General features: G+C 37.5%; 10 protein-coding genes. 7 read left to right on the forward strand and 3 right to left on the reverse strand.

The window, feature by feature from the left end:
- Window positions 1–270: 270 nt before the first annotated feature.
- The gene (locus tag H344_RS0105735; protein ID WP_026809435.1) at window positions 271–1209 is read left to right on the forward strand and encodes a calcium/sodium antiporter; all 939 of its coding nucleotides are present in this window, start codon (window positions 271–273) and stop codon (window positions 1207–1209) included.
- A gap of 98 nt (window positions 1210–1307) precedes the next feature.
- Here the strand turns inward: H344_RS0105735 and H344_RS0105740 are convergent, their stop codons facing one another.
- On the reverse strand, window positions 1308–2336 hold the full coding sequence (locus H344_RS0105740; RefSeq protein WP_026809436.1) for a glutamine synthetase beta-grasp domain-containing protein: 1029 nt from the start codon (window positions 2334–2336) through the stop codon (window positions 1308–1310).
- A 193-nt stretch (window positions 2337–2529) separates the two neighbouring features.
- Here H344_RS0105740 and H344_RS0105745 point away from each other — a divergent pair, with 193 nt between their 5' ends.
- The 5 genes from H344_RS0105745 to pyrF all read left to right on the forward strand — a co-directional run bounded on the left by H344_RS0105745 (window position 2530) and on the right by pyrF (window position 9675).
- Window positions 2530–4716, forward strand: a complete 2187-nt coding sequence (locus H344_RS0105745) for a glutamine synthetase III family protein (RefSeq protein WP_026809437.1) — start codon at window positions 2530–2532, stop codon at window positions 4714–4716.
- A gap of 89 nt (window positions 4717–4805) precedes the next feature.
- A complete protein-coding gene (locus tag H344_RS0105750) occupies window positions 4806–5984 on the forward strand; it encodes an AIR synthase related protein (RefSeq protein ID WP_026809438.1) in 1179 nt (392 codons plus the stop codon).
- 379 nt (window positions 5985–6363) lie between these two features.
- Window positions 6364–7350, forward strand: coding sequence for an FAD:protein FMN transferase (locus tag H344_RS0105755; RefSeq protein WP_026809439.1), 987 nt, complete (start codon window positions 6364–6366; stop codon window positions 7348–7350).
- A 424-nt stretch (window positions 7351–7774) separates the two neighbouring features.
- A complete protein-coding gene (gene prfA, locus H344_RS0105760; RefSeq protein WP_026809440.1) occupies window positions 7775–8851 on the forward strand; it encodes a peptide chain release factor 1 in 1077 nt (358 codons plus the stop codon).
- A 5-nt stretch (window positions 8852–8856) separates the two neighbouring features.
- Entirely contained in the window at window positions 8857–9675 is an 819-nt protein-coding gene (pyrF, locus tag H344_RS0105765; protein WP_026809441.1) for an orotidine-5'-phosphate decarboxylase, read from the forward strand.
- Between the two features lie 5 nt (window positions 9676–9680).
- On the opposite strand, the gene H344_RS0105770 is transcribed toward pyrF, so the two are convergent.
- Window positions 9681–9878, reverse strand: coding sequence for a hypothetical protein (locus H344_RS0105770; protein ID WP_026809442.1), 198 nt, complete (start codon window positions 9876–9878; stop codon window positions 9681–9683).
- Window positions 9879–10084: 206 nt separating this feature from the next.
- Between H344_RS0105770 and H344_RS0105775 the strand changes: the two genes are divergently transcribed.
- Window positions 10085–10864 (forward strand): alpha/beta fold hydrolase, encoded by a 780-nt coding sequence (locus H344_RS0105775; protein ID WP_026809443.1) that lies wholly within the window; start codon window positions 10085–10087, stop codon window positions 10862–10864.
- 224 nt (window positions 10865–11088) lie between these two features.
- Here H344_RS0105775 and H344_RS0105780 read toward each other — a convergent pair whose 3' ends face one another.
- Window positions 11089–12567 carry a RagB/SusD family nutrient uptake outer membrane protein gene (locus H344_RS0105780; RefSeq protein ID WP_026809444.1) on the reverse strand — a complete coding sequence of 493 codons (1479 nt, stop codon included), beginning with the start codon at window positions 12565–12567 and terminating at the stop codon, window positions 11089–11091.
- Window positions 12568–12577: the final 10 nt, after the last annotated feature.

Below are 12577 nucleotides of genomic sequence, written 5' to 3' on the forward strand. Positions count from 1 at the left end.
CTTACTCCATTAGCAATATTGAATATGCGCTATATCTGCAAATATAGTGACATAGATGAAACTAAATTGACTGTTTCAGGATTCTCTGTTTTTTAGATCTTAAGGGTTGGGCTTTGTTTTACTTAAGGTTGGTCTTTAGTTGTAATAGTGTGAGGATGAGTGCTATTATTAAAAGTGTAAAGAATGGATAGACGTAGTTTTATTATTGGTTGAGTTAAAAAAAATGGTCAAAGCATTGCGAGATGATTATATTTGCATCAAAAATTTTTGATGCAGGATATTCTCTTTATTATAGGTGGTTTAGTATTATTAATTCTCGGTGGAAACTGGCTTTTAAAAGCAGCGGTGGCCATGTCATTACGGTTGAATATTCCTAAGATTGTAATTGGGATGACAGTGGTATCTTTTGCTACTTCTGCTCCAGAATTAATTGTTAGTATAAACGCAGCTTTAGAAGGATTTCCCGATTTGGCATTGGGAAATGTAGTCGGTTCTAATATCGCTAACCTAGGGCTAGTACTGGGAATTACCATAATCTTATCCAAAATTGACGTTAATAAGAGCTTTTATGTTACCGATTGGCCTGTTATGATGGTAGCTTCAGCCATGTTTTTTGGTTTTATTTATTTTGATGGGGAAATACAACGTTATGAGGGGCTAGCAATGGTAGTGGTGTTGTTTGCGTTTTTATTGTATCTCTTGCGATTTCAAAAAACTGCAGTGGTAGATGAAATGCCAGAAGACGATTTGCCATTACCACTTTATAAGATGCTTTTATTTTTGGTAATCGGAGGTGCTGCCTTATGGGGAGGTTCTGAATTGTTGATTAATGGGGCAGTAGGTTTGGCTACTTATTACGGAGTTAGTGAACGAATAATTGCAATAACTATCGTATCTGTAGGAACAAGTATTCCGGAGTTGGCTGCGTCGGTAATTGCCGTAATAAAAAAGGAAAAAGCAATCTCTTTGGGGAATTTAATTGGCTCTAATATTTTCAATATTTTGGCTGTGCTTGGAATTACAGCGATGATACAACCTATTAAGGTTATGGATCAGGGATTATTGACTAGTGATATTTTCTGGATGTTAGGAATATCGTTCCTATTGTTACCATTGGTATTCTTTCCGCAAAGAATGCGATTGGGGTGGAAAGAAGGAGTGATTTTACTAGGGAGTTATGTCGTCTTTCTTTATATCACCCTTGTTTAACCCATTGTTGCTGTTTGCTTAGTGGTCTTAAGTTATACAGACAAGCATAAAAAAAACCGCTATTTGTTAAAATAGCGGCTCCGTTTAATAGTTATAGTTTAAGTTAATTGAGGTTCTAGAACAGCAGACTTTACTGTCTGGATAATTCTTCCCGCAATTTTATATGGATCTCCATTGGAAGCGGGTCTGCGATCTTCCAAATACCCTTTCCATCCATTGTTCACTGTATAGAGAGGAATTCGTAAAGAGGCACCTCTGTCAGATATGCCATAAGAGAAATCGTGAATGGAAGCAGTTTCGTGTTTACCAGTTAATCGCTGGTCGTTAAATGCGCCATAAACGGCAATATGTTCTTTTACTACGGGTCTAAAAGCTTCACATATTTTTTCGTACACCTCTTTTGATCCACAGGTTCTTAAGGTGGTGTTGGAGAAATTGGCATGCATACCAGAACCGTTCCAATCAGTATCACCTAGAGGCTTAGGATGGTATTCAATATAGTAATCGTACTTTTCTGTTAAGCGATCCAATAAATAGCGAGCTATCCAAATCTCGTCTCCAGCTTTCTTGGCGCCTTTAGCAAATAATTGGAACTCCCATTGTCCACATGCTACTTCTTGATTGATGCCTTCAAAATTTAGACCTGCTTTTATGCAGGCGTCAGCATGTTCTTCTACAAGTTTTCTGCCATGTGTGTTTAATCCACCTACAGAACAGTAATACATGCCTTGTGGTTTTGGATATCCCCCTCTTGGAAAACCTAAAGGAAGTTCTGTCTTTACATCCATAATAAAGTACTCTTGTTCAAACCCAAACCAAAAATCGTCATTGTCATCGTCAATTTTAGATCTCGCATTGGATACATGTGGTGTGCCATCGGGATTCATAACTTCTGTCATTACCAACCAGCCGTCGGTACGTTCTGGATCGGGGTAGATGGCTACCGGTTGTAATACGCAATCAGATAAATTTCCATCCGCTTGCCTGGTAGAACTGCCGTCGAATGACCAAACAGGGCAGTCTTCTAACGTGCCGTTAAAATTTTCTACCACCTTCGTTTTGCTTCTCATGTTTTGGGTGGGTTCGTACCCATCCAGCCAAATGTATTCTAATTTAGACTTGCCCATAATGTATTTTTTGGTTTTAATTAGATTGTCAAATTTACGGTTTTTATAAAAGCACCCTTAATTTTTAGGGGGTTAATTTTAAAAAACAACTTATTTTTATTTACACCCCTATAAAATTAGGGGTGTAATATTATATTTTATTTTTTAGGTGGTATATTTTATGGATTTGCTATTTTTGTAAAAAATATTATACATGTCAAAACAAAGGTTTAGTGCCATTTCCCGTAGTAATAAGCGGAATAAGATAGAGATTAAGGAGAAGGGAAGACGTTCTGAGTATTTTGGAATGAACGTTTTTAATGAGGAGAAGATGAGACAGTTCTTAACTCAAGAAGCTTTTGACCGAATTAAAGCAGCGGTAATATCAGGCACTAAGATAGATCGTAAAATTGCCGATCAGGTTGCTGAGGGCATGAAAGCCTGGGCAATTTCCATGGGAGCTACGCATTATACACACTGGTTCCAACCCTTAACCAATGCTACGGCAGAAAAACATGATGCCTTTTTTGATCTAACATTAGATGGAAAAGCTATGGAGAAATTTGGCGGTGGACAATTGGTTCAGCAAGAGTCCGATGCATCTAGTTTTCCCAATGGTGGTATCAGGAATACTTTTGAGGCTAGGGGATATACGGCATGGGATCCTACTTCACCTGCATTCCTTTATGGTGCTACATTATGTATACCAACCGTTTTTGTGTCATATACCGGAGAGGCCTTAGATAATAAGGCGCCGTTATTAAGGGCATTGAACGCTATGGATGAGGCGGCAACAGCAGTAGCTAAATATTTTGATAAAAATGTAACTAAGGTAAATGCCACCTTAGGATGGGAACAAGAATACTTCTTGGTGGACAAAGCCTTGGCGTATTCTCGGCCAGATATTAGTCTTTCTGGAAGAACAATAATGGGGCAGTCCGCGGCCAAGGGACAGCAGTTAGACGACCATTATTTTGGGGTGATTCCTCTAAGGGTACTCAATTTTATGAAAGAGTTGGAGAAGGAGTGTACCAAATTAGGAATACCAGTAAAAGCCCGTCATAATGAGGTTGCGCCAAATCAGTTTGAACTTGCCCCTATTTTTGAAGAGACCAATTTAGCGGTAGATCACAACCTTCTTTTAATGGATATCATGGAAAAGGTATCCGATAAGCATAACTTTAAAGTGCTTTTTCATGAAAAACCATTTGCAGGAATAAACGGTTCTGGGAAACACAATAACTGGTCCTTGGCTACCAATACTGGAGTGAATCTCTTAAGCCCTGGGTCTACTCCAATGAAGAATTTACAATTTTTAACCTTTTTTGTGAATACTATTAAAGCGGTAGATACCTATGAAGAATTGTTGAGATCTTCTATTGCTTCCGCAAGTAACGACCATAGATTAGGGTCTAGCGAGGCGCCCCCTGCTATTCTTTCAATTTTTATTGGAGATCAATTGAATGAGGTGCTCAATGAATTGGAAGGGGTTACAAATGGAAAGTTATCGCCAGAGGAGAAAACAGACCTTAAACTTAATGTAGTAGGTAAGATTCCAGAAATATTACTAGATAATACAGATCGGAACCGTACCTCTCCTTTTGCCTTTACTGGTAATAAGTTTGAGATGAGAGGAGTTGGCTCCAAAGCGAATTGTGCTAAACCTATGATGGTCTTAAATACCATAGTGGCTAAGCAATTGCAAATCTTTAAAAAAGAGGTAGACGGCCTAATAGCTAAAAAAGGTCTTAAAAAAGATGAGGCTATTTTTAATATATTACGAGAATATATAAAAACTTCTAAGCGAATTAGGTTTGAGGGTGACGGATATAGCGAAGCTTGGGAGAAGGAAGCTGAATCTAGAGGCTTAAGCAATAATAAGACTACACCAAGTGCTCTTCAGGTGCTTACCTCAAAAGAAAGTATTTCGCTCTTTAAATCTATGAACGTCCTTAGTGAGGTTGAGGTAAAGATGCGTAAAGAGGTGGAGTTGGAAGAGTATATTATGCATATCCAAATAGAAGGTAGGGTCTTTAATGAGTTGATATACAGTTATATCATTCCAGCTGCAATAAAATATCAAAACAACTTGATACAAAACATAAATGGTCTAAAATCCATCTATGGGGATAGCTATAAGAAAATGGCGGAGAGTCAATTAGATATTGTTTCCCGTATATCCGATCATCTAAAGGTCATTAAAGTAAAGACAGATGCTATGGTAGAGGAGCGTAAGAAAGCTAATAAGATGGTAGATGTAAATAAAAAAGCCTATGCTTATTGTGATAAGGTAAGGGTTCATTTTGATGAAATCCGTTATCACTGTGATAAATTAGAGCGATTGGTTGGAGATGAATATTGGCCATTGGCTAAATATAGAGAGCTTCTTTTTATTAAATAACACTCCTTTCTAAAAGAGTTGTATTAAAAGCCCATGAATAATGGGCTTTTTTTTGTGGAATCTGCTATTTTTGCTCCAAACTTTTGATCATGGGTTCATCTAATAGTAAAAGATACAGTCAAAGAGGGGTTTCTGCCTCTAAAGAAGACGTGCACAACGCGATAAAAAATATTGATAAAGGGCTGTTTCCACAGGCTTTCTGTAAAATAGTTCCCGATTATCTAACCAATGATGAGGACCATTGCTTGGTGATGCATGCAGATGGCGCTGGTACCAAGTCGTCCCTAGCATATATGTATTGGAAGGAGACTGGAGATATTTCTGTTTGGAAGGGTATTGCCCAAGATGCCTTAATCATGAATATAGATGACTTAATCTGTGTTGGGGCTACAGACAATATTATGTTGTCTTCTACCATAGGAAGAAATAAGAACCTTATCCCTGGGGAGGTGCTTTCAGCAATCATCAACGGTACAGAAGAATTAATTTCAGATTTAGCAAACCACGGGATTACCATTCATTCTACAGGAGGAGAGACTGCTGATGTGGGCGATTTGGTGCGGACCATCATCGTAGATTCAACGGTTACCGCTAGAATGAAAAGAAGTGAGGTAATAGACAACGCTAATATAAGAGAAGGAGATGTAATAGTAGGGTTGGCTTCTTTTGGACAAGCCACTTACGAAGATGAGTATAATGGCGGGATGGGGAGTAATGGACTCACTTCAGCAAGACATGATGTGTTCTCTAAATACCTAGCAGAAAAATACCCAGAAAGTTATGATGCTTCTGTTCCAGAAGAGCTTGTCTATTCTGGAAAGGTGAAGCTAACAGATGCTGTGCCTAATGCACCTTTAGATGCAGGGAAATTGGTATTGTCGCCCACTCGTACCTATGCGCCAATAGTAAAGAAGATATTAAGTAAGTATAATGCTCAGGATATTCATGGTATGATTCACTGTAGTGGAGGGGCACAAACTAAAATTCTTCATTTTATAGATAATTTACATGTTGTAAAGGACAATTTGTTCCCAATTCCTCCACTTTTTAAATTAATCCAAGAACAATCTGGTACAGATTGGAAAGAGATGTATCAGGTCTTTAACTGTGGACATCGTTTGGAGCTCTACGTTAACCCAGAAGTTGCACAAGAAATTGTTGCTATCTCTGAAAGTTTTGGAGTAGACGCGAAAATTGTGGGTAGGGTAGAGGCTAGTACTAATAAAAAGCTTACCATTAAAAGCGAGTTTGGTGTCTTTGAATATTAAGGAATTTGTTTTTCTTATTCTCGGGCTTTTTTGTGTTAAGAAGGGAAAGGAAAAAAACGATCTTTTCTACAAACGCTAGGATAAAGGAAAGCTTCTTTTGTTCTAGCGTTTTGTTATTTATATATATGATTCCAAATGAATATGATTGATTTGCAGCCTTGTAATGATAATTGCATCTTTTGGTGCTTCCTTCTACTTAAAAGTAAATTTCAAATTTCTGAATTATTTATTCGGTATATTAGCGTCTTATTCATGATATTCGCTATTCTTTAAGGTCGATTTTATTATTTAATAGATTAAATTGATGCTTTTGTAAACTTTTGTCGTCAGTATAATGTTAAATCCATTAATTTAGTAATCGAGCCTAATTGCTTATTTTGTGAAAGTATTATTAAGTATTCTTTTTTGCTTTTTTGTTTTTTCGAATCCCTTAGAGGAGAAAAAGCTTGTTTCTGTACATCGTACCGTAAATTTAATGGGTAGTAAATTTGATATTACTGTTGTTGCAGAGAATGAGGAGATAGGGTATGTTAATATAGAAGAAGCGATTTCCGAAATAGAGCGTATTGATAAAATGCTTTATGAAGGCGACAAAAATTCCGAAACCTTTTTAATAAATGCTAATGCAGGTGTAGAACCAGTGAAGGTTAGCTATGAAATGTTTAGGCTTATAGAGAGGGCAATACAGATTTCAAAGGTTACCAATGGTGCTTTTGATATAAGTCAGGAGGGAATGAACGTGGTTTGGGATTTTAATAGGGATATGGATGATGAGCCTGTAGCGGACGACTTAACATTGAATTTAACAAAGGTAGGGTACCAGAACATTATACTTAATGGAAAGGATCTCACTGTTTTTTTGAAGAATAAAGGGATTAAAATTGGTTTCGGTGCTATTGCAAAGGGATATGCTGTGGATATGGCTAAAGAGCTTCTAGTAAGAAAACAAGTAATTGGTGGTGCAATTAATGGAGGTGGCGATTTTACAACTTGGGGTGTAAAAGCAAACGGAGAAAAATGGATGATTGGGATAGCAAACCCCGTGGGTTTTGAAAAAATGTTTTCTTGGCTTCCCATTTTAGAGTCTTCGGTTTCTACTACTGAGAGTTGTAAAGATTTTGTTTCTCTAGAAAATGAACGATTTTCATCGATATTGGATCCTAGAACAGGATATCCTGCTGTAGGTGTTATTAGTGTCTCGGTTTTTTCTAAAAGTGCAGAGCTTTGTGATGCTTTATCTACCGCTGTGTTTGTTCTCGGGGTAGAGCGTGGTTTGGTCTTAATTAATCAATTGGATGGTGCAGAGGCGGTTATTGTGGATAACAATAATGTGATGCATAAAACCGGAGGTATCCTATTTAATTAGTGGCTATCATAAATACAGCTTGTTTTTTACTCGATAATCGAGATTTAAATGCTCCGAGGCTCGCCTATAAATCAATACGTTTTTTTTTTTTTTTTTTTTTTTAATGCCTTGTGGGTCTGCCCGAATTTTTCAGGCGGGATTGCCCCGAGGTAGTTTACTTTCTCAGATTGAGGAGAGGTGTAACAACAATTTTCTTTTTTACTATCGGATATTTAAGTAAGGTTTATTGCCCGTTTTAACGGCTTTATGTTGTTTAAACAAAGGAGCGCCTGTATTGGTCGAAAATAAGTATCAAAAAAATGCTAAGGGGTAAGATTATAGAAAACCAAGAGAGAAATCTTGGGAGATGATATTATCTTATTAAACTGGATATACGGAAATGTACAAAATTATCGTAAATTCGCGTAACGATAGAAGTTAGTGTATGATTGATAAATTAAATATAGTTAAACAGCGTTTTGATGAGGTTTCGGACCTTATCATTCAGCCTGATATTATTTCTGATCAGAAGCGTTATGTGGAGTTGAATAAGGAATATAAAGACCTTAAGAAACTGGTAGATAAAAGAACGCTTTATCTAGAAATCACCAATAATATTGCTGAAGCCGAAGAGATTTTGGCAGATGGTAGTGATCCAGAAATGGCCGAGATGGCTAAAATGCAGTTAGAAGAAGCCAAGGAAAAACTTCCCGGGTTGGAAGAAGAAATTAAATTTCTATTAATACCCAAAGATCCCGAAGATGCTAAGAACGTAGTGGTTGAAATTCGTGCTGGTACCGGAGGAGATGAAGCAAGTATATTCGCGGGAGATTTGTTTAGAATGTATACTAAATTCTGTGAATCAAAGGGGTGGAAAACAAACGTTATAGACCTTAGTGAGGGCACCAATGGCGGCTATAAAGAAATTCAGTTTGAGGTAACTGGGGAGGATGTTTATGGTACCTTGAAATTTGAGGCAGGGGTTCACCGTGTACAACGTGTTCCGCAAACAGAAACTCAGGGAAGGGTGCACACTAGTGCCGCTACCGTAATGGTGCTTCCAGAAGCTGAGGATTTTGATGTTCAGATAGAGCCTAAGGATGTGCGTATCGATTATTTCTGTTCTTCAGGTCCTGGTGGGCAATCGGTGAACACTACCTATTCTGCGGTTCGATTAACACACGTGCCTACTGGATTAGTAGCGCAATGTCAAGATCAAAAATCCCAACACAAGAACAAAGAGAAAGCTTTTAAAGTATTACGTTCGCGTTTATACGATTTGGAGTTGGCAAAGAAGCAGGAAGAAGATGCTGCTAAAAGAAACTCACAGGTGAGTAGTGGGGACCGTTCTGCGAAGATTAGAACTTATAACTACTCTCAAGGAAGGGTTACCGACCATAGAATTGGTTTAACCTTATACGATCTACAAAATATAATAGGCGGTGATATACAGCGTATTATAGATGAGTTGAGTATGGTGGAAAATACAGAAAAATTAAAAGAAGCTTCCGAGACATTCTAAGATAAATGACTACCCAATTTTTAGTTGAGCAGATACGTAAAAAGGAATCCTTCCTTTGTATAGGATTGGATACGGACCTAGATAAAGTTCCAGAACACCTTTTAAAAGAGGAAGATCCTATTTTCGAATTCAATAAGGCAATAATTGATGCAACGCACCACTTGTGCGTTGCATATAAGCCAAATATGGCCTTTTATGAGGCGTATGGAATTAAGGGGTGGCGCGCCTTAGAAAAGACAATAGACTATCTTAATACCAATTACCCTGAGCAATTTACTATTGCAGATGCAAAGCGCGGGGATATTGGGAATACCTCTACAAGATATGCCAAGGCCTTTTTTGAGGACCTCGGATTCGATTCTGTTACTATAGCTCCTTATATGGGTAAAGACTCTGTAGAGCCATTTCTTGCGTTTGAAGATAAACATACTATATTATTGGCATTGACCTCTAATAAGGGAGCCTTTGATTTTCAAACTAAAACAGTAGAAGGAAAAGAACTGTATAAGCAGGTGTTAGAAACTTCTAAGACCTATCAGAATTCTGAAAACCTCATGTATGTTGTGGGAGCTACTAAAGCCGAATACTTAAAAGATATTCGTTCCATAGTACCCGATAGTTTCTTGTTAGTGCCTGGGGTAGGAGCGCAGGGAGGAAGTTTAGAAGAGGTATGTAAATATGGTATGACTAAAGAGGTAGGCCTACTTGTTAATTCCTCTAGGGGGATTATATATGCCTCCCAAGGTGAGGATTTTGCTGAGGCCGCCGCGCAAAAGGCAAAAGAATTGCAAGTGCAGATGAGCTTAGAGTTGCAGAAAAAATAGCCTGCCTACTGGGACAAGTCTTTCAGTATTTTATTTATTTTAATCGCTTTTCTCTCAAAAAAATCAGCGAGGTTAGAGTCGCTGTATTTTATCCTATCTGCCTTTTCCATAAAACTAAGGTATTGTTCCTCTAAAAGAGGTCTTGTGTTGATGTTGGTAGCCATTTGGGTGACTGATCCTACTTTACAATTTTGATTTTTCATATCTACGTTACAGATTAATATTATCTTCTCAAATATACTTCTTATTTAGGGTTTGTAAAGTGTGAATTAGTTGTATATGGCTAAATATCAGATAATTTGACCTTTTGGTAACCTTTATTTAAACTAGTGATGAGGGTTTAGTTATCTTTGCTGTGTTTTGAGGGCATAGGTGTCTCATTAATTCTCTTTTAATACTACTATAAGCATTGATTAGTTATACTACTCACCTTCATAAGGTGTCCACCAAATGGGTCACTTTTGTGCATGGAGCAGGAGGAAGTTCCACAATATGGTACAAACAGTTGCGGGAATTTAGAAAGTACTTTAACGTGCTTCTATTAGATCTTAGAGGACATGGAAACTCTAAATTACATTTAAAAGATGCCTTTTTAGATAAATATACTTTTGATGCCATAACGAATGATATTCTTGAGGTAATAGATCACGAGAAGATTAAAAAGTCCCATTTTGTAGGTATATCCTTGGGGACGATCCTTATTAGGAATTTGGCAGAAAAACACCCTTCTCGGGTAGAGAGTATGATTATGGGGGGAGCTATCATGAAACTCAACTTCAGGTCTCAGGTTCTTATTCGTTTAGGGGTCATCTTTAAATCTATAGTTCCCTACCTGTGGCTTTACAAATTCTTCGCATTTGTAATTATGCCTAATAAAAATCATAGAGAGTCGCGTTCCTTATTTGTTCGGGAAGCTAAGAAGTTATACCAAAAAGAGTTTATCCGATGGTTTAGACTTACTTCGGAGATAAATCCGTTATTACGATTTTTTAGGAGCGTAGATATCAATATTCCTACCCTTTATTTAATGGGAGAGGAAGACTATTTGTTTTTGCCTGCTGTAAAGAAAATGGCAGAGAAACACCGTGTATCTTCTTTGGTAGTTGTTGAGAATTGTGGTCATGTGGTAAATGTAGAGCAGCCCTTGTTCTTTAACGAAACCGTTATTAAATATCTATTAGCTAGATAAAGGTTGGTGTTTTAGATTATAAAATATTAATGGACTTTTTTTAAAGATTCGGATTGCTGTAGATTATCTCTATTCTTCTATCTAGAATAAGGGTTCTACTTAGGGTATTCTAATGGGTAACTAAAAATTTAAAGAGGTTATTTAATCTAATTATTAAAATAAAAAAACGCCTGTCAAAATTAATTTTGACAGGCGTTTGTAATACTAACTCAACCTTTAATTACTTAGTTGATGTTAGGGTTATTTTGGATTTCATTCTGAGGAATCTCAAAAGTTAAACGAGAATCATCGTAATTAATAGACTCCCCAGCATTGAATAGGTGGTTAGCGCCACGTGTAATGGTAGCCTTATTTCTCTTCATAGCTAAGTAGCTTTTTCCTTCACCCCAAAGTTCAATTCTGGTTTGTAGGTAAATCTCATCCAATAAATCCTGTCCGGCCAACTGAGCTACATAAGCAGCATCGGAAGCAGAATCTAATCTTTCTTCCAATAATGCCTGTAAAGATGCTCTAGCAGCAGGCTCATCTCCAGATTTAGCAGCAGTTTCTGCATGTAATAAATACATTTCTGCTACTCTCATATAAACATAGTCAGTGGTAACGCTTCTTTGACCGCCAATTATACGCTCTGGAGCATAGAATTTACCGGTTGGATACAATACATTGTTATCTTCAGTTCCATCTTGATCCTCAAACTGAGCTTTTCTCACGTCATTATCAGGAATGGCGTTATAAAGATCAACGTCAATTACTTTAGGATCTCCTGCCCAAGTGTAGCTATAAGTAAAAAGGTCCATTTGACCCCACCAAGATACTAGGTCTAAGTTGTTGTCTAAGGTAATGTCAACGCCCCACATCCATCCTTTGGTGTTAACGTCGTTAAATCCGCCTGTAACCTCTTCTTTGTTCATGAGAGTATACTTCCCATCAGTGATCACCTTATTAGCAACTGTTGCTGCTTCTTCGTCTTTTCCCATAGCGGCATACGCATAGGCTAGAAGACCTCTGGCTACATCTTGATTAATTTCATGTATAGCAGTTCTAGAGAACCCTTCCAATAAACTTACTGCTTCCGTTAGGTCATCAATAATGAGGTTATAAACATCCTCAGTAGTACTCAACGGTTGGTTGGGTGCTTCTGTATCGATATAGATTGGCAATATTGGTTCTGAAGGATCGTATCCTTCAGAGAAATAGTTGGCTAAGTAATAGTAAGCAAAAGCTCTAGCTGCTTTCGCTTGTCCCATTGTTTGTTTTAGAGCTGTAGTTTCTAGCTCTGCATCGTTTCCTCCTATTCCATCGATAACACTATTCGCTGAAAGGATAATTCTATAGTAGAACCTCCAAACCTTATAATTGTTAGTATCTGTGTAATCTACAGTAGAAGTCATCCTTGCCATGGCACTGTACCATCCGTAGGTTGTTCCGGCCAAAACCATGTCTGAAGATAATAGATCGCTATAAATGTCATATCCTTTATGCCCAAAATCATCGTGACTAGTAGTTCCTCCTGATTCCATTTGGTACATTGTGGCATAAATTCCTCTAAGACTTGCTTTTAATACGTCTGGATTAAGATCAGCAGCGTCGTCTATTTGTTCCTTAGAAATAAACTCCGTAGGCTTGGTTTCTAGGTAATCTTTACTGCAGCCCAATGTTAAAAGGCCGGTAGCAAGTATTGTAAAATATAATTTAGATTTCATAAGTTGTTTC

The sequence above is a fragment of the Arenibacter latericius DSM 15913 genome (genome assembly GCF_000424985.1).
In the GTDB taxonomy this organism is placed as follows: domain Bacteria; phylum Bacteroidota; class Bacteroidia; order Flavobacteriales; family Flavobacteriaceae; genus Arenibacter; species Arenibacter latericius.

What these genes read in the sequence shown, in the direction of transcription:
- pyrF (WP_026809441.1), top strand. Translation starts at nt 8,857, where the DNA reads ATGACTACCCAATTTTTAGTTGAGCAGATACGTAAAAAGGAATCCTTC.
- H344_RS0105740 (WP_026809436.1), bottom strand. Translation starts at nt 2,336, where the DNA reads ATGGGCAAGTCTAAATTAGAATACATTTGGCTGGATGGGTACGAACCC.
- H344_RS0105780 (WP_026809444.1), bottom strand. Translation starts at nt 12,567, where the DNA reads ATGAAATCTAAATTATATTTTACAATACTTGCTACCGGCCTTTTAACA.
- H344_RS0105750 (WP_026809438.1), top strand. Translation starts at nt 4,806, where the DNA reads ATGGGTTCATCTAATAGTAAAAGATACAGTCAAAGAGGGGTTTCTGCC.
- H344_RS0105770 (WP_026809442.1), bottom strand. Translation starts at nt 9,878, where the DNA reads ATGAAAAATCAAAATTGTAAAGTAGGATCAGTCACCCAAATGGCTACC.
- H344_RS0105735 (WP_026809435.1), top strand. Translation starts at nt 271, where the DNA reads ATGCAGGATATTCTCTTTATTATAGGTGGTTTAGTATTATTAATTCTC.
- H344_RS0105745 (WP_026809437.1), top strand. Translation starts at nt 2,530, where the DNA reads ATGTCAAAACAAAGGTTTAGTGCCATTTCCCGTAGTAATAAGCGGAAT.
- prfA (WP_026809440.1), top strand. Translation starts at nt 7,775, where the DNA reads ATGATTGATAAATTAAATATAGTTAAACAGCGTTTTGATGAGGTTTCG.